Here is a 17,346-nt window from a genome sequence, read left to right on the forward strand (position 1 = left end):
CTGGAGCAATTCCAGCAGAATTGCGTTGAGCGTTTTCACGACTCGAAGAAAGCGGAAAGGCTTTAGGCGACACGCCCCATGGCGAGCGCGATCTGGTAGAGCGCGATGCCGCTCGCTGTCGCGACGTTCAGGCTGTCGAGCCCCGGCCGCTGCGGAATGCGCGCGGTGTGAAAGGACGAGAGAATGCTTTCGGGCAACCCCTCGCCCTCCGTGCCGAGCACGAGCGCGATGCGCCGCGCGGCCGGGATCTCCGCCACCGGCACCGCGCCGCGCGGCGAAAGCCCCCAGATCTCGAACCCCGCTTCCGCAAGACCGGCAAGCATGACCTCGGCGCCGGAACCGCGGGAAAACGGAACGCTCAGCACGGAGCCGACGGAGACGCGGATCGCCTTTCGATAAAGCGGATCGCAGGAGGTCTCGTCGAGGAACACCGCATCCGCGCCGAAGGCGGCGGCATTGCGGAAGATCGCGCCGACATTGTCGTGGTTGGAAAGGCCGCACCCGGCAAGCACGAGGCTCGTTTCCGGTAGCCGACCGAGAAGCGCGACCCCCCGCTCCGGCGGGGGCTTGCGACCGAGGGCCAGCACGCCGCGATGCATGTTGAAACCGGCGATCGCATCGAAGACCGCGGCCGGGGCGACATAGACCGGCACCGTCTCCGGGAAGGAAGCCAGCACATCGGCAATGCCCGCAAGGCGGTTTTCGAGCAGCAGGATGGCTTCGGCGGCAAACCCATTCTTGCGGGCCGAAACCCCGCCGAGCATGCGCAGCACCACCGTGCCCTCGGCGATGAACAGCCCGTCGCGGCCCGTCAGGTCGCGCTCGCGGATCGAGACGAAGCCCGCGATGCGCGGATCGGCGGGATCGTCGATCGGGACGGGTTCCGCCGCCATGCCGGATCAGTTGCCCGCAATCGCGACCTCGGCAACGATGCGCCCGGCCGTAATGTCGAAGAGGAACGCCTTGCGCGCGCCATCGGCCATCACGCCGTAGAACAGGATCTGGCCGCCGGAACTGGAGACCGCCGAGACGGCAAAGCCATCGGGCAACGTCGCGGTCGCCGTGACCGGCGCATCGCTCGGCACGGCGAGGGCGCCGCCGGACGAGGCGACGGCTTCCGGCTTGCCATCGCGCGTGTTGATCTTATAGACAATGGCCGCAAGCACCGCCATGAACATCAGGAGCATGATGCCGCCCGAGACCAGTTGCAGGCGCATCATCTTGCGACGAACATTTTCCATGACAGGGTCGAGCGGCTTGTCTTCCTGATCGTCGTTTTCGATGTTGGACATGGCAGGCGCCCTTCCGGCAATGAGTATAGTGAACGATGACCGACCCCTTTAAAGAAGCCGACGCCACAAGAAAAGTCCTGACGGTGCCGGAAGACGCCGAAGGACGCATCGACGCCTGGCTCGCCGCCACGCTTGCCGGCGATTTCTCGCGCAGCCGCATCAAGGCGCTGATCGAGGAAGGGGCCGTGCGCGTCAACGGCGCGGCCATCGGCGAGCCGAAGCGCAAGATCCACCCCGGCGACCGCATCGAGATCGCCCTGCCGGAGCCGCGCGACCCCGAGCCGAAGGCCGAGGACATCCCGCTCGACGTGCTCTACGAGGACGACGACCTGATCGTCATCTGCAAGCCGGCGGGCCTCGTCGTCCATCCCGGCGCCGGCAACTGGACCGGCACGCTGGTCAATGCGCTCATCCACCATTGCGGGACGAGCCTTTCCGGCATCGGCGGCGTGCGGCGCCCGGGCATCGTGCACCGGCTCGACAAGGAGACGAGCGGCGTCATGGTCGCCGCCAAGAACGACGCCGCGCACCGCCACCTCTCCGACCAGTTCGCCGACCACGGCCGCACCGGCCCGCTGGAACGCGCCTACCAGGCCGTCGTCTGGGGTCGCCCCCGCCAGCTCAGGGGCACGATCGACGCCCCGCTCGGCCGCAGCACAGACCGCACCAAGCGCGCGGTGAAGCGCGAGGACGCCGACGACGCCCGCGAGGCGATCACCCATTACGAAGTGGTCGAGCGCTATGGCGAGACCGAGGAGGGTACCAGCCTTGCCTCCTTGGTCGAGTGCCACCTCGAAACCGGCCGCACGCACCAGATCCGCGTGCACATGGCCCATATCGGCCATCCCCTGATCGGCGATCCGGAATATGGCGGCGCCTTCAAGACCAAGGCCAACCGCCTGCCGGACGAGGCGCGCGCCGTGGTGAACGGGTTCCACCGCCAGGCGCTGCATGCCTTCCTGCTGCAGTTCGAGCATCCCTCCACGGGCGAGACCCTGCATTTCGAGGCCCCGCCACCGGCGGATTTGGAACGGCTGCTCACGGCACTGCGCGCCGTCTAGAAAGACGCTACCCCTTGATTCTCAGGCGAAACACCCCACTTTGGGGATGTGTCGCAAAATCCGTTCCGCCCGTCCCGCCTTCACGCAGCCGTGAAGCTTGCGGAGCCTTGAAACATTGTTTCGCCACACCTATCTGTAGGATCAGTGGGGTCGCCATGACCCACGGGGAGCATGGTTGCTGACGGGGATCCGGTTTCCAGGATCAGGCTCCGTACCAAGGCTTGCCGGAATGGAAGCCGTCTCAGAAAGGGGTGCTGAATGGCCCGCAATACGCTGCCGTCTATTACAGCCGGAGAAGGTGGTCTCAACCGCTATCTCGATGAAATCCGCAAATTTCCGATGCTTGAGCCGCAGCAGGAATACATGCTCGCCAAGCGTTACCAGGAGCACGGCGACCGCAACGCCGCCCATCAGCTCGTGACGAGCCACCTTCGTCTCGTGGCGAAGATCGCCATGGGCTATCGCGGCTACGGCCTGCCGATCGGCGAAGTCGTCTCCGAGGGCAATGTCGGCCTCATGCAGGCCGTGAAGAAATTCGACCCGGAACGCGGCTTCCGCCTTGCCACCTATGCCATGTGGTGGATCAAGGCCTCGATCCAGGAATATATCCTGCGCTCGTGGTCGCTGGTAAAGATGGGCACGACCGCCAACCAGAAACGGCTGTTCTTCAACCTGCGCCGCATGAAGGGCAAGATCCAGGCGATCGACGACGGTGACCTGAAGCCCGACCAGGTGAAGGAAATCGCCACCAAGCTGAAGGTCTCGGAAGAGGAAGTCGTTTCGATGAACCGTCGCCTCACCGGCGACGCCTCGCTCAACGCGCCGATCAAGGCCGGCGAGGGCGAATCCGGCCAGTGGCAGGATTGGCTCGTCGACGACCACGACAGCCAGGAACAGACGCTGATCGAGCAGGACGAGCTGGACACCCGCCGGGCCATGCTGGCGCGCGCCATGGGCGTCCTCAACGAGCGCGAGCGCCGCATCTTCGAGGCCCGTCGCCTCGCGGAAGACCCGGTGACGCTGGAAGAGCTCTCCGCAGAGTTCGACATCAGCCGCGAGCGCGTCCGCCAGATCGAGGTCCGCGCCTTCGAGAAGGTGCAGGAAGCCGTGCAGAAATACGCGGCCGAACAGGCCCGCGCGGTGCGCGTCATCGAAGACGCCTGATAGCAGGCGACGGAGGCTGGCAGAACGGCCAGCTCCATTCACGCCGGATGGAGCTTCGGCTCAAGGCCGAAGACGACGTCGAGGGTTTGGAAAAGGTTTGTCGATAAACAAAGGCCCGGCAGCGATGCCGGGCCTTTGTTTTGCGGAGCTTTTTACTGGCCCGGCGTGCCGAGCGTTGCCCAGGCCTTCATCACCGTGTCGAAGGCTTCCGCGCCGGCGGTGCCCTTGTCGAGGGTGATCAGCGCACGGCGGCCGTTGCGGTAGGTGATCGGGATGTCGATCCAGCTGCGCGTGCGCAGGAGGTCGGTGTTCTTGGCGATCGCTTCCGGGAAGTCGTTGAGGGCGATCATGTGGAAGTCGTCGGTGATCTTTGCCGGCACGGCGATCAGCGCCTCCCCGCGATCCTGTTCGGTGCGCTTCATGGCCACGCGCTGCACGCTTTCGATGCCGCCGCCCTCGAAATTCTCCGGCAGCGAGAAGACGAGCTCCACCAGATGGCTTGCCGGCAGCGAGCGGTCGCCGTTGCGGCGGAAGGTGATCAGCGCCGTCAGGCCCTTGGAGGGCACGTTGACCTGCGCGCGCACCACCGGCTCGTCCTTGGCATCGCCGCCCGGCGATTCTTCCGCGCTCGACCAGGCCACCGTGCCTTCGATCGCCGTCGGTGCGGTCTGGCCGAGACGCTCCTCGTAGAGGAACATCTTCTGCGTCACCCCGATCGCCGGCTGCTCGCCGGTTGCAGCGGGCGTGCCGCCCTCGGTCGTCGTGGCCTCGCCCGTGCCGGCGGGGGTCCCCGCCGTGCCGTCCGGGGTCGCCTCGCCCGTCGTCGTGCCGGCAGCGCCGTCTTCCGTCGTGCCGCCAGCCGTTTCCGGCGTCTGGGCGGCGACCGACTTGCCCTCCTCCGGCGCTGTACCGTCGAGCGCGGCAGCCGGGCCCTCGTCCACTTCGGTGCCGTCCGTCAGGAGCCGCTGCGTGAACTTGCCGTTGCCGCTCGGGGTCGCCACCGCAACCTCGGTATTCGCCGTCGTGCCGCCGGCAGCGTCCGGCGTCTGGGCGGTCTCGCCCGACGTGGTGCTCGCCGGCAGATTGCGGCCGCCTTCGGCGGTTTCGTTCGTCTGCCGGGTTTCGGCCGGCGTTTCGGTGGAGGGCGCGGTGAACGCGGCGATGCGTTCGTTGACCCAGCCGTTCACCGTCTCGCGGTTGAGCCAGTAGGCGGCGCCCGCGCCGCCGACGATGGCGACCAGCGCCACCACGGCCGCAAGCGCCGCGACATTGATGCGCGACTTGCGCGGCTCGGCGCGGAAGGAGCGTTGCGGCGCGCGGGCCGTTTCCACGACGGGCGTAGACGGCGTCGCATCGGCCAGTCCCGCTTCCGCCATGGCGGCCGCGCCGGCCGGCGCCGCGTCCGTCTTCGGGCTGTGACCGAGAAGTTCGTCGAGATCGCCCCAGTCGCGGGAGGAGGACGTCGCCTGCTCCGGCGTCACCGCCGGCTGCGCGGCCTTCTCCTCCGGCCAGTCCCAGGCGAGCGGCTCGGCGGCGGTCTCTTCCGGCTGGGCGCGGTTTTCCGCGATCACGTCGGCAGGGCTTGCCTCGTTCCAGTTCCACTGGGCTTCGGCCGAAGGCATGCGGGCATCGGCCACCGGCTCGGCTTCGGGCGCCTGCTCGTCATGCACCGGATAGGTCTGCGCCTGCGGCTCGACGGCCGCAACCGCCTCTTCCGTTGTAGCAACCGCCTCTTCCGCTTCGGCCTGAGGCTCGGCTTCCCGCGCCGGCTCCTGCCAGGAGGGAACGTATTCGTCGGCCGGTGCGGCCTCGACATGCCAGGAGGGCTCGTTATGTGCCTCGGCGACGGACGGCTGCTCGTCCTCCTGGACGGGCGCCTCGGCGACGGGGTCGGGATGCTCGGCGGCGACATAGGCCGGCTCGGCCTCTTCCACCGGCGTTTCGGCGACCGGCTGCTCTTCCTCGGCCGGCCGGACCTCCTCGTAGGACTCTTCCACGGGCTCGGCGACCGGCTCCTCATGATGCGCCGGCTCGGCCTCCGGCTCAGCGGCCGCCGCCTCGGGCTCGGAAACGGCAGCGGGTTCCTCCGCCACCGGCTCCGGCTGCAACACCTCTTCGACGGGTTCCGGCGCGATATCCTCGGCGGGCAGCGCCTCGGCATGGTCGGTCTCGACGCTGTTGATCGCCGCCTCGAGCTTGTCGAGCTGGCGCTTCACAAGGTCATCGGAAGGGCGCGGGTTCATGGATTCGAGCTGCCGGCGGACGGCGCCGCGGGCTTTCTCGTAAACCTTCTGCCGCATCTCGGCATTGTTGTCCGAGAGGCCATCCACGGCCCTTCGAATGACTGCTACAAAATCCGCCATCAGAACTTTCCGTCGTGTCCGCTCGCTATCTCATTGGAATACGTCACGGAACTGGTGTTGAGCTTGAGATTAGTCCTCAAACGGGTCGGTCACAAGTATGGTGTCGTCCCGCTCCGGACTGGTCGAAAGCAGGGCGACCGGGGCGCCGATCAGCTCTTCGACCTGACGTACATATTTGATCGCCTGGGCCGGCAGATCCGCCCAGCTACGCGCGCCGACCGTCGACTGCTTCCAGCCTTCGAGCGTGATGTAGACCGGCTCGACACGCGCCTGGTCTGCCTGATTGGCCGGGAGATAATCGATTTCCCGGCCGTCGAGCTTGTAGGCGACGCAGATCTTCAGCTCATCCAGACCATCGAGAACATCCAGCTTGGTGAGCGCGATGCCGGTGATGCCCGAGGTCTTCACGGTCTGGCGGACCAGAACCGAATCGAACCAGCCACAGCGGCGCGGACGGCCGGTATTGACGCCGACTTCGCGGCCGACGGTCGACAGATGCCTGCCGATCTCGTCATCGAGCTCGCACGGGAACGGCCCCTCGCCGACGCGGGTCGTGTAGGCCTTGGTGATGCCGAGAACGTAACCGATCGCCGTCGGGCCGAGGCCGGACCCGGCAGCAGCCTGGCCGGCGACCGTGTTCGACGACGTCACGAAGGGATAGGTGCCGTGGTCATTGTCGAGCAACGCGCCCTGCGCCCCTTCGAAGAGGATGCGGGCACCGGCCTTGCGCTGGTCGTCGAGGATGCGCCAGACCTGATCGACATAGGGCAGCACCCGGTCGGCGACGTCCATGAGTTCCTTTTCGACCGATTCCACCGAGATTTCCGGCAGGTCGAGGCCGCGCCGCAGCGCATTGTGATGGGTCAGCAGCCGGTCGATCTTTGCCGGCAGCGCCTCCTTGTCGGCAAGGTCGATGACGCGGATGGCGCGACGGCCGACCTTGTCTTCATAGGCGGGGCCGATGCCGCGCCGTGTCGTGCCGATCTTCGTGCCGCTGTTGGAGGCGGCATCTTCCCGGAACCCGTCGAGGTCACGGTGGAGGGACAGGATGAGCGGCGCATTGTCGGCGATGCGCAGGATCTCCGGCGTCACGTTCACGCCCTGGCCGCGCAGCTTCTCGATTTCGGCAACGAAATGGTGGGGATCGACGACGACACCGTTGCCGATGACGCTGAGCTTGCCGCGCACGAGGCCGGACGGAAGCAGAGCCAGCTTGTAGCTGACGCCATCGATAACCAGCGTATGACCTGCATTGTGGCCGCCCTGATAGCGGACGATGACGTCCGCGCGTTCGGAAAGCCAGTCGACAATCTTGCCCTTGCCTTCGTCACCCCATTGAGATCCGACCACCACGACGTTCGTCATTTCATCTTTCCCGTTTTCGCGCGCGAGCGCCTTGCTGTTACGCGCACATGCGCGCGCGCCTGACACAAACCCGCGCATCTATACTGTGTTGTCTTTGGGAATGCGACCCTGTTATGACGGCCGCAATCCGCTTTTTGCATGACATCTCGCGCTTTTTCGCCTTATGTGAGCCACCTGCCGGCGCACCCCGCGCGCACCCTTCCACCCACCGGACCCAGCCGCCTTGAACAGCAGAGCCTATTTCTACCTGTGCGTCACCTCGCTTTTCTGGGGCGCGAACTCGGTGGCCGGCAAACTTGCCGTCGGCCATGTCAGCCCGATGGTGCTGACCACCTTCCGCTGGATCGTCGCGCTCAGCATCATCCTGATCCTCATGCTGCCGCAGGTGAAGCGCGACTGGCCGATGATCCGCCGGCACTGGCTGCAGTTGCTGCTCTACGGCGTCTTCGGCTTCACCGCCTTCAACGCCCTGCTCTATACGGCGCTCGGCTACACCAGCGCCATCAACGCCGTCATCGAGCAGGCCGGCATCCCCATGCTGATCTTCGTCTTCAACTTCCTGCTGTTCCGCATCCAGGCCTCGGCCGCACAGGTTCTCGGCTTCACCGTCACACTGATCGGCGTTCTTGTAACAGCCGCTCATGGCGAATTCTCGGCATTGGCCGAGCTCGAGTTCAACGTCGGCGACGCGCTGATGCTCGGCGCCTGCATCGTCTATGCCGCCTATACGGTCTCGCTGCGCTGGAAGCCGGAAATGCACTGGCAGAGCTTCATCGCGGCCCCGGCCTTCGGCGCGCTCCTCAGCGCTATCCCCCTGTTCTTCTGGGAACTGTCGCGCGGCGCCGCCATCTTTCCGGATACGACCGGCTGGGCCGTCGTGCTTTATGCCGGCATCTTCCCTTCCCTGCTTTCGCAGGTGCTCTATGTGCGCGGCGTTGAGATGATCGGCGCCAACCGGGCCGGCCTCTTCATCAATGCCATCCCGGTCTTCGGCACCATCCTGTCCGTGGTGCTGGTCGGCGAAACCATGCATGTGTTCCACATCTTCGCGCTTCTTCTCGTGCTCGGCGGCATCGCGATTGCCGAATGGGGACGGCCGAAAGAGAAAAACACCTGACAGACACAAGAAATCACCCGCAAGAACCTGTATTTGCAGAAGGTTAACCCCTAAAACTCGGATGGACGCTTAAGTCTTGTTTAGATTTTTGATGTTGCAGTCACTGGCAACATGGGTCTTTTCGAGTTTCAAATCGTGAAAAACATTCGTATTTCCACCCGCATCTATCTGCTCACCGCCATGGCGCTGTTCTTCATGGCCGCCGCCATGATCTACAAGACACAGGCCGCCAACGAGGAGGTGAACGACGAGCGCCGCCAGATGCTGCGCAACGTCACGGAATCCGCCATCTCCGTCATCGCCTCCTACGAGAAGCTCGCCAGGGACGGCGCGCTTTCCGAGGAGGAAGCCAAGACGCGGGCCATCGCCGACGTCATGGCCATGCGCTTCGGTGAAGGCGGCTACTTCTTCATCAATTCCTTCGACGGCATGATGGTCGCCCATCCGCTGAACGCCAAGCTGATCGGCACGGATGTGCGCGGCCTGAAGGACACGCACGGCAAGGCCTTCAACATCGAGCTGATCCAGCTCTCCCAGAACCCCGGCAGCGGCTTCGTCGACTATTACTGGGACAAGCCGGGCCAGAGCAAGCCGGTCGAGAAGTTCTCCTATATCCAGGGCTTCAAACCCTGGGGCTGGGGCATCGGCACCGGCGTCTATGCCGACGACCTTGCCGCCAAGTATTACGCCTCGCTGACGACGACGATCGCCATCACGCTGCTTGCCGGCATCGCGACGCTTCTTGCCGCGCTCGCCATCGGCCGCTCGATCAGCCGCCCGATCAACCGGCTGAAGGACGTGATGCTGGAAGTCTCGCGCAACGAAACACACTCGACCGTGCCGGATACCGATCGCAAGGATGAGATCGGCAACATGGCCGATGCGCTCGTCCTGCTGCGCAATTCCGTCATCGAGCGCAACGAACTGGAAATCCGCCAGCGCGAGCAGCAGGGCCTGCTCGACGGCGAGCGCAGCGCCAACGGGGAGCGCCAGGCCGCCGTTGCCCGCAGCCAGTCGCGCGTCGTCGAAACCATCGGCTCGGCACTGGAACGCCTTGCCCAGGGCGACCTCACCGTCGAGGTGCCGGATCTCGGCCGCGATTATGAAAAGCTCCGCCGCGATTTCAACGGCGCCGTGGATGCCCTGAAGTCCACCATTGCGGCCATCGCGGAATCGACCGCCGTCGTCAACGGCAGCGCCGGCGAGATCAGCCGCGCGGCCAACGACCTCTCGCAGCGCACCGAGCAGCAGGCCGCCTCGCTGGAGGAGACCGCCGCCGCACTCGACGAGATCACCGCCGCCGTACAGAACTCTACCTCGCGTGCAGAAGAGGCCAAGCGCATGGTTTCCGAAGCCCGCGCCGGCGCCGCCAGGTCGAGCGAAGTCGTGCGCAACGCGATCGACGCGATGGGCCGCATCGAGCACTCCTCCTCCAAGATCGGCGAGATCATCGGCGTCATCGACGACATCGCCTTCCAGACGAACCTCCTGGCCCTCAACGCCGGCGTGGAAGCGGCCCGCGCAGGCGAAGCCGGCAAGGGGTTTGCCGTCGTCGCCCAGGAAGTGCGTGAGCTCGCCCAGCGTTCGGCCAATGCCGCCAAGGAGATCAAGGCACTGATCAATGCCTCCACGACGGAGGTTTCGGCCGGCGTCAACCTCGTCGAGGAAACCGGCAGCTCGCTCAGCGATATCGAACGCCGCGTCAACGATATCAACGAGCGCATCGTCGCCATCGCCACCGCCGCGCAGGAACAGGCCGTCGGGCTTCGGGAAATCAACACGGCCGTCAACCAGATGGACCAGATGACCCAGCAGAACGCCGCCATGGTGGAAGAAACCTCGGCCGCCAGCCAGACGCTGGCGCAGGAAAGCGGCCAGCTCGCCGGCCGCATCGCCCACTTCCAGTTGACCGGCTCGGGCCGCGGCGAGATGCGCCGCGCCGCCTGATCCCCAACGGCACACACCAACGAAAAGGCCCGCCGGAGCGATCCGGCGGGCCTTTCTGTTCGTCTTGGGAGGACGACGATCAGTCGACGTTGAAGACCAGCGACTTCACCTGGCGGATCGCCGGGTTGGTGCGCAGCTTGTTCAAGACGTCTTCCGACACGGCGGCATCGACATAGAGCAGCGCGATGGCGTCACCGCCCTGCTTGTCGCGGCCGAGCTGGAAGTTGGCGATGTTGACGCCGCCCTCGCCCAGCGTCGTGCCGATGAAGCCGATCATGCCGGGAACGTCGGTATTGGTGATGTAGACCATGTGGCTGCCGACATCGGCGTCGAGGTTGATGCCCTTGATCTGGATGAAGCGCGGCTTGCCGTCGGAGAACACCGTGCCGGCGATCGAGCGGGTCTGGTTGGCGGTCGTCACCGTCAGGCGGATATAGCCGTCGAAGACGCCCGACTTGTCGCGCTTGACCTCGGAGAGGATGATGCCCTTTTCCTTGATCATGATCGGCGCCGAGACCATGTTGACGTCGGCGACCTGCGTGCGGATGAGGCCGGCGAGCGCGGCGCTGGTCAGCGCCTTGGTGTTCATCGTCGCGGTCACGCCGTCATAAAGGATCTCGATTTCCTTGATCGCGCTTTCCGTGACCTGGCCGACGAAGGCGCCGAGCACGTCCGCAAGGCGGATGAACGGCTTCAGGATCGGCGCTTCCTCAGCGGTGATCGACGGCATGTTGATGGCGTTCGAGACGGCACCCTTGACGAGGTAGTCCGACATCTGCTCGGCGACCTGAAGGGCGACGTTCTCCTGCGCTTCCGTGGTCGAGGCGCCGAGATGCGGCGTGCAGACGACGTTCGGCAGGCCGAAGAGCGGGCTTTCCTTGGCGGGCTCGACCTCGAAGACGTCGAAGCCGGCGCCGGCGACCTTGCCGGACTTCAGCGCTTCGGCAAGATCGGCCTCGACGACGAGGCCGCCGCGGGCGCAGTTCACGATGCGCACGCCGTCCTTCATCTTGGCGATCGCCGCCGCATCGATGATGTTGCGGGTCTTGTCCGTCAGCGGCACATGCATGGTGATGAAATCGGCTTCGGCGAACAGTTCGTCGAGTTCGACCTTCTTCACGCCCATCTCCTCGGCGCGCTCCTTAGAGAGGAACGGATCGTAGGCGACGACATGCATCTTCAGGCCGATGGCGCGCGAGCAGACGATCGAGCCGATATTGCCGGCGCCGATGACGCCGAGCGTCTTGCCGGTGATCTCGACGCCCATGAACTTCGACTTCTCCCACTTGCCGGCCTGCGTGGAGGTATCGGCGGCCGGAAGCTGGCGGGCGACGGCGAACATCAGCGCGATGGCGTGTTCGGCCGTGGTGATCGAGTTGCCGAACGGCGTGTTCATGACGATGATGCCGCGGCGCGAGGCGGCCGGGATATCGACATTGTCGACGCCGATGCCGGCGCGGCCGATGACCTTCAGGTTGGTCGCCGCCGCGATCAGCTTTTCCGTCGCCTTGGTGGCGGAGCGGATGGCAAGGCCGTCATAATTGCCGATGATCTCGGCGAGCTTGTCCTTGTCCTTGCCGAGCTGCGGCTGGAAATCGACGTCGACGCCGCGATCGCGAAAGATCTGGACGGCGGTTTCCGACAGTTCGTCGGATACGAGTACGCGAGGTGCCATGGGAGGCCTCCTTCAATGGGTCCGGGAAGATGAGATCAAGGTGGCTTCGCCCTTGGGACGAAGCCAGTCGCAAAATCAGGCCGCAGCCTTGGCAAGCGTCGCCTTCTGGGTCTCGAAAGCCCAGGTCAGCCAGGGCATCAGCGCTTCGAGATCGGCGGTGTCGATGGTGGCACCGGCCCAGATGCGCAGGCCCGACGGGGCATCGCGGTAGGCGCCGATGTCAAAGGCGACACCCTGCTTGTCGAGGAGCGCGACGAGGCCCTTGGCAAAGGCTCCCTGAGCATCCGCATCGAGCGCCAGCACGTCCTTGTCCGCGATCGTCAGGCAGACGGAGGTGTTGGAACGCGTCGCCGGGTCCTTGGCAAGGTTGGCGATCCAGTCGTTCGCCTCGACGAAGTCAAAGATCACCTTGGCATTGGCATCGGCGCGCGCCATCAGCCCCTTGAGGCCGCCGACCTGCTTGGCCCAGTTGAGCGCATCGATATAGTCCTCGACGCAGAGCATGGAGGGCGTGTTGATCGTCTCGCCCTGGAAGATGCCCTCGATGATCTTGCCGCCCTTGGTCATGCGGAAGATTTTTGGCATCGGCCAGGCCGGCGTATAGCTTTCGAGCCGTTCGACGGCGCGCGGCGACAGGATGATGACGCCATGCGCGCCCTCGCCGCCCAGAACCTTCTGCCAGGAGAAGGTGACGACATCGAGCTTGGCGAAATCGAGGTTTTGCGCGAAGGCGGCCGAGGTCGCGTCGCAGATGGTCAGGCCCTGGCGGTCGGCCGGGATGAAATCGGCGTTCGGGACGCGGACGCCCGAGGTGGTGCCGTTCCAGGTGAAGACCACGTCACGGTCGAAATCGATCGTGGAAAGGTCGGGCAGCAGGCCGTAATCGGCCGTGATCTTGCGCGTGTCGGGGAGCTTCAGCTCCTTCACGACATCGGAAACCCAGCCCGAGCCAAAGCTTTCCCAGGCGACCATGTCGACGCCGCGGGGCCCGAGCAGCGACCACAGCGCCATCTCGACGGCGCCGGTATCGGAGGCCGGCACGATGCCGATGCGGTAATCCGCGGGCACTTCCAGGACGTCTCGGGTAAGGTCGATGGCCTGCTTGAGCTTGGCCTTGCCGATCTTGGCGCGGTGCGAACGACCGAGCGCGGCATCGGAAAGCGCTTCGAGCGACCAATCGGGGCGCTTCGAGCAAGGGCCAGAAGAAAAATGGGTATTGTTCGGACGTACGTCCGGCGGCGTGACGGTCTTCGTCATGATCGCTATCCTTCCAGATAGATAGCCCTTCGTTGGGGAAGGGTGTCCCGCCGCCGTGAATATGGAAGAGGCTTTTTGAAGTCAAGCGGATTATGTCGCGAACGAAAAATAATGCGGCGCAACGGAAACGGCGCGCCGGTTTCCCGACGCGCCGCCGCACAAGCAAAAGATGAAGGTTTTACCAGGTGGAAACGCGGATACCGGCGCGGAATTCGTGCTTCTGGAACCCCTCGTCATGCCCCTTGACCCTGACCGTACCGACACCGGGTACCTCGGCGCTGCCGCCGAAGGCCTTGCCGCCCGCCATATCGGAGAAGCGGTAGCCGAGGTCCAGCTTGACGCGCTCGGTGAGGTCGATGGCGGCACCCGCCATCAGCGCATAGGTGAAGCGCCAGTTGTCGTCGCCCTTCACGCGGATCTCGTCGAAGGTCGCGCCAGCGCAGGATCCCGTGTCGTTCCGGCAGTTCGCCTGGGTCCGGAAGCTGTCCCATTTCATGTAGGTTACGCCCGCGCCCGCGCCGACATAGGGCGTGATCCCGGCATAGGTTCCGAGATCCACATAGCCGTTCGCGAGGAAATTGGCCGCGCTGTAATCCGCCTTCTGGCCGAGGCGGCAGGTCGTGCCCGCCGGGGCCGCGATGCAGGGCGAATCGAGGCTCGTGCTGCCGCTCAGCGAACCGTTGAAGAAATCCGTCGTCAGGTCGGCGCGCAGGAAGTTGTTGAACTGATAGCCCATGCCGACGCCGTAGGAGACGGGCTTGGAGAAGCGGGCATTGTCGAAGTCGCCTTCCGCGAAGGTCGCGCCGAAGGCATCGATCCGGTAGTTCGGCTTGTCGTGCTTGACCCAGCCGGAATAACCGAGGTCGCCGCGGATGTACCAGCCCTCGGCCACCGTGCTGCCGGACACGTCGATTTCCGGCGCGTTGATGATGTCGAGATCGCTCGCCGTCGCGCTCGTCGCGATGAGGCCGGCAAGAACGGCAATACCAAGCGGTGCAATGCGGCGGAACATGGTCTCGATCCCTCAAGGCCGGACGGGCCGGCGGTTGCGTGACCGGCGCAGGGCTGCATATCCTTAAGAGATCGCTGCCCTACACCGTTGGTTAACCATAAATCTTAAGGCGTGAAGAAACGGTTAAATGACCGGAATTGCGACACGTCCGAAAATGCGAAAGGCCGCCCGGAGGGCGGCCTTGCAAGACGGTCGGCGAGAAGCCGCTTATTTGTAGACGGGCTGCTCGATCGGGATTTCGGCCGGCGGGATATAGGCCTGCTGGTCGCAGCCGTTGAAGGCGTATCGCAGACCGGCGCGTGCCTCGTGGCTGTAGAAGCCCTTGTCGTAGCCCGGGCCGCCGCCGGCATTGAAGCCGAACATGTCGCCCTTGGTGACATGGCGGAAACGGTAGCCGAGGTCGGCCTTCAGGTTGCAGGTGACATCGACGGAGGCGCCGGCCATCAGCGCATAGGTGAAGCGCCAGCTCTTCCGGCCGCGGTGATCGAAGGTCGGGTCGCAGTTCGTCGGATCGCCGGTTTCGCACGAGGTGTTCTTGAGGCTCTTCCAGTTCACATAGGTACCGCCGATACCCGCGCCGACATAGGGCGTGACGATGCCGTAGGTGCCGATATCGACATAGGCATTGGCGAGCAGGCTGAGGGCCGTCAGCGAGGAGACGTCGGTCGAGGTGCAGTTCACGGCAACGCCGCAGCCGCCCGTCGTCGAGCCCTTGAACTTGGACTTGAACATGTAGTCGAGCGTCACGTCCGTGCGGAAGTGATCGTTGATCTGGTAACCGACACCGCCACCGATGGTGAAGCCGCTCTTCAGGCGCGTGGAATCGAAGCTGCGATAGGTGTCGTTCGACCCCTGGTAGAAACTGGCCCCGCGCATCTTGTTGTAGGACCAGCCCATGTCACCGCGCAGATACCAGCCGCCCGTCTCGATGACGGTTTCCTGCACCGGCGCCTCGATGACCTCCGGCTGGTAGACATCGGCCGCATAACCCGACGTGCCCGTCAGCAGGACGGCAACCACGCCACTCAAAACTTTCCTCATGGCCTTGCTCCAATAGGCTTTGCTTGGGTTGGCCGGCACGCCGGATTCCAAGTCCCTCGATCAGGCATGGATAATGGCGAGGAAAGGTTAAGGGGCGATTAACTACAAACATTTACCGTATTTGTTAACGGCCGTTCACGAATTCGGTAAACGACAAATAAAAACCACGGGATTTTCACAAGAGTCTCCGCTGCGACTTCATGGCAAAAGAAAAGGCCGAAGCAATGCTTCGGCCCTCTCGATGAATGTGGGGTAGAGACGTTCAGGCGGCGTTGCGCACCGCGCCGATCACGTCCACCAGCTCGTCGACGATGCGCTCCACCTGCGCCCGGTCGTCGCCTTCCGCCATGACGCGTATCAGCGGCTCGGTGCCGGAGGGGCGGATGAGGAGACGGCCGTTGCGGGCGAGCTCGCTTTCGGCATCGGCGATCGCCTGGCGCACCGTGGCGTCCTCCAGCGGCTGGCCGGCCTTGATGCGCACGTTCTTCAGCACCTGCGGCACCGGCTCGAAGCGGTTGCACACCTCGCTGACCGTTCTGCCGCTGCGCTTGACGCAGGCGAGCACCTGGAGCGCGGCGACAAGACCGTCGCCCGTCGTACCGAAATCGGACAGCACGATATGACCGGACTGCTCGCCGCCGACATTGTAGTCGTGCTGGCGCATGTGTTCGACGACATAGCGGTCGCCGACCTTGGTGCGCTGCAGGCCGAGCCCCTTGTCGGAGAGGAAGCGTTCGAGGCCGAGATTGGACATGACGGTCGCGACGATGCCGCCGCCGCGCAGCATGCCGTCTGCCGCCCAGCTTTCGGCGATGACGGCCATCAGTTGGTCGCCGTCGATGATCTTGCCATTCTCGTCGACGATCTGCACGCGGTCGGCGTCGCCATCAAGCGCGATGCCGATATCGGCGCGCACCTCGTGCACCTTGCGCTGCAGGGTTTCGGGATGGGTCGAGCCGCAGTCGAGATTGATGTTGAGGCCGTCAGGCTCGTTGCCGATCGTCACCACGTCGGCGCCGAGTTCCCAGAGAGCGGCGGGGGCGACGCGGTAGGCGGCGCCGTTCGCGCAGTCGATGGCGACGCGCAGGCCCTTCAGCGTGACATCGCGCGGCAGCGTGCGCTTGGCATGCTCGATATAGCGGTCATGCACGCCGTCGATGCGCTTGGCCCGGCCGATCTCGGCGGATTTGGCGAGCTGCGCCGTGATGTCCTTGTCGAGCAACTCCTCGATCTCCATCTCGATCTCGTCGGAGAGCTTGTAGCCGTCGGGACCGAAGAGCTTGATGCCGTTGTCGTAGAACGGGTTGTGCGAGGCGGAGATCATCACGCCGATATCGGCGCGCAGCGACCGCGTCAGCATGGCGACGGCGGGGGTCGGGATCGGGCCGAGGATGAAGGCGTCGATGCCTGCGGCGGTGAAACCCGCCACCATGGCGTTTTCCAGCATGTAGCCGGAAAGGCGCGTGTCCTTGCCGATCACCACGCGATGGCGGTGCGCGCCGCGGCGGAAGATCGTGCCGACGGCGATGCCGACCCGCATGGCAAGATCCGGCGTCATCGGGAAGATGTTGGATTGTCCCCGGATGCCGTCCGTGCCGAAATAACGACGTTTCATGTCCACTCCTGAAAATCGCCGGCCTGGGCGGCGCATTGCGCTGCACCCTGCTCTGGCTCCCTGTCTCTACGCAATTCCGGACGCAAAACCGCTGCGCGCTTTTGCTGGAACTGCTTCAGCGTGCATTCTGCCGCTCCGCGCGTCCATCTCAGGGCAGAGGGTAACGATAAATCCGCCCGGTAATCCAATCCTTAAAACGACGTAGAGCTATCATCTTTCTTTGCCACAAAAGCCGGCAAAGGACAGCCACCCGACTATCAGAATTCATTACAGTCCGTTACCAAAGGAAAACGGCCGGGATAGACTTCCCGGCCGCCAAAGTACTGAGAAAGCCCGCCCAACCTCTTCTTGCCGTGGTCGGGCTTGACCCGCCCCATGCCACCCGCCTCTCGCATTGCGACTGTGGATCCTCGGCTCAAGGCCGAGGATGACGGGTG

General features: G+C 64.7%; 13 protein-coding genes. 4 read left to right on the forward strand and 9 right to left on the reverse strand.

Annotation, left to right across the window (positions count from 1 at the left end; all coding sequences use genetic code 11):
* Positions 1-62: 62 nt before the first annotated feature.
* Complete coding sequence (locus shn_RS14920) at positions 63-893, reverse strand: RNA methyltransferase (protein ID WP_064331100.1); 831 nt, start codon at positions 891-893, stop codon at positions 63-65.
* Positions 894-899: 6 nt separating this feature from the next.
* The gene (locus tag shn_RS14925) at positions 900-1,292 is read right to left on the reverse strand and encodes a hypothetical protein (protein ID WP_064331101.1); all 393 of its coding nucleotides are present in this window, start codon (positions 1,290-1,292) and stop codon (positions 900-902) included.
* A 35-nt stretch (positions 1,293-1,327) separates the two neighbouring features.
* Between shn_RS14925 and shn_RS14930 the strand changes: the two genes are divergently transcribed.
* Together shn_RS14930 and rpoH are read left to right on the forward strand one after the other, a co-directional pair.
* Entirely contained in the window at positions 1,328-2,353 is a 1,026-nt protein-coding gene (locus shn_RS14930) for an RluA family pseudouridine synthase (protein WP_064331102.1), read from the forward strand.
* A gap of 258 nt (positions 2,354-2,611) precedes the next feature.
* Positions 2,612-3,517 (forward strand): RNA polymerase sigma factor RpoH, encoded by a 906-nt coding sequence (rpoH, locus tag shn_RS14935; RefSeq protein ID WP_064331103.1) that lies wholly within the window; start codon positions 2,612-2,614, stop codon positions 3,515-3,517.
* Positions 3,518-3,669: 152 nt separating this feature from the next.
* On the opposite strand, the gene shn_RS14940 is transcribed toward rpoH, so the two are convergent.
* Positions 3,670-5,880: a hypothetical protein gene (locus shn_RS14940; protein ID WP_064331104.1), complete on the reverse strand. Its 2,211-nt coding sequence runs from the start codon at positions 5,878-5,880 to the stop codon at positions 3,670-3,672.
* Positions 5,881-5,949: 69 nt separating this feature from the next.
* Positions 5,950-7,245 (reverse strand): adenylosuccinate synthase, encoded by a 1,296-nt coding sequence (locus shn_RS14945; RefSeq protein WP_064331105.1) that lies wholly within the window; start codon positions 7,243-7,245, stop codon positions 5,950-5,952.
* A gap of 223 nt (positions 7,246-7,468) precedes the next feature.
* On the opposite strand from shn_RS14945, the gene shn_RS14950 reads away from it, so the two are divergent.
* Positions 7,469-8,362, forward strand: a complete 894-nt coding sequence (locus shn_RS14950) for a DMT family transporter (RefSeq protein WP_064331106.1) — start codon at positions 7,469-7,471, stop codon at positions 8,360-8,362.
* Positions 8,363-8,497: 135 nt separating this feature from the next.
* Positions 8,498-10,309 carry a methyl-accepting chemotaxis protein gene (locus shn_RS14955; RefSeq protein ID WP_064332632.1) on the forward strand — a complete coding sequence of 604 codons (1,812 nt, stop codon included), beginning with the start codon at positions 8,498-8,500 and terminating at the stop codon, positions 10,307-10,309.
* Positions 10,310-10,388: 79 nt separating this feature from the next.
* Here the strand turns inward: shn_RS14955 and serA are convergent, their stop codons facing one another.
* The 5 genes from serA to glmM form a co-directional block, all read right to left on the reverse strand.
* Positions 10,389-11,984, reverse strand: coding sequence for a phosphoglycerate dehydrogenase (gene serA, locus shn_RS14960; RefSeq protein ID WP_064331107.1), 1,596 nt, complete (start codon positions 11,982-11,984; stop codon positions 10,389-10,391).
* A gap of 75 nt (positions 11,985-12,059) precedes the next feature.
* Positions 12,060-13,241: a phosphoserine transaminase gene (locus shn_RS14965; RefSeq protein WP_064331108.1), complete on the reverse strand. Its 1,182-nt coding sequence runs from the start codon at positions 13,239-13,241 to the stop codon at positions 12,060-12,062.
* Positions 13,242-13,419: 178 nt separating this feature from the next.
* Positions 13,420-14,253 (reverse strand): outer membrane protein, encoded by an 834-nt coding sequence (locus shn_RS14970; RefSeq protein WP_064331109.1) that lies wholly within the window; start codon positions 14,251-14,253, stop codon positions 13,420-13,422.
* 207 nt (positions 14,254-14,460) lie between these two features.
* Positions 14,461-15,294 (reverse strand): outer membrane protein, encoded by an 834-nt coding sequence (locus shn_RS14975; protein WP_064332633.1) that lies wholly within the window; start codon positions 15,292-15,294, stop codon positions 14,461-14,463.
* A 262-nt stretch (positions 15,295-15,556) separates the two neighbouring features.
* Positions 15,557-16,909, reverse strand: a complete 1,353-nt coding sequence (gene glmM / locus shn_RS14980; RefSeq protein WP_064331110.1) for a phosphoglucosamine mutase — start codon at positions 16,907-16,909, stop codon at positions 15,557-15,559.
* Between the last annotated feature and the right edge of the window lie 437 nt (positions 16,910-17,346).

Origin of the sequence: Shinella sp. HZN7 (assembly GCF_001652565.1) — a bacterium.
Classification (GTDB): domain Bacteria; phylum Pseudomonadota; class Alphaproteobacteria; order Rhizobiales; family Rhizobiaceae; genus Shinella; species Shinella granuli.

What these genes read in the sequence shown, in the direction of transcription:
- shn_RS14930 (WP_064331102.1), top strand. Translation starts at nt 1,328, where the DNA reads ATGACCGACCCCTTTAAAGAAGCCGACGCCACAAGAAAAGTCCTGACG.
- shn_RS14965 (WP_064331108.1), bottom strand. Translation starts at nt 13,241, where the DNA reads ATGACGAAGACCGTCACGCCGCCGGACGTACGTCCGAACAATACCCAT.
- shn_RS14945 (WP_064331105.1), bottom strand. Translation starts at nt 7,245, where the DNA reads ATGACGAACGTCGTGGTGGTCGGATCTCAATGGGGTGACGAAGGCAAG.
- shn_RS14975 (WP_064332633.1), bottom strand. Translation starts at nt 15,294, where the DNA reads ATGAGGAAAGTTTTGAGTGGCGTGGTTGCCGTCCTGCTGACGGGCACG.
- serA (WP_064331107.1), bottom strand. Translation starts at nt 11,984, where the DNA reads ATGGCACCTCGCGTACTCGTATCCGACGAACTGTCGGAAACCGCCGTC.
- shn_RS14925 (WP_064331101.1), bottom strand. Translation starts at nt 1,292, where the DNA reads ATGTCCAACATCGAAAACGACGATCAGGAAGACAAGCCGCTCGACCCT.
- shn_RS14940 (WP_064331104.1), bottom strand. Translation starts at nt 5,880, where the DNA reads ATGGCGGATTTTGTAGCAGTCATTCGAAGGGCCGTGGATGGCCTCTCG.
- shn_RS14970 (WP_064331109.1), bottom strand. Translation starts at nt 14,253, where the DNA reads ATGTTCCGCCGCATTGCACCGCTTGGTATTGCCGTTCTTGCCGGCCTC.
- rpoH (WP_064331103.1), top strand. Translation starts at nt 2,612, where the DNA reads ATGGCCCGCAATACGCTGCCGTCTATTACAGCCGGAGAAGGTGGTCTC.
- shn_RS14920 (WP_064331100.1), bottom strand. Translation starts at nt 893, where the DNA reads ATGGCGGCGGAACCCGTCCCGATCGACGATCCCGCCGATCCGCGCATC.
- glmM (WP_064331110.1), bottom strand. Translation starts at nt 16,909, where the DNA reads ATGAAACGTCGTTATTTCGGCACGGACGGCATCCGGGGACAATCCAAC.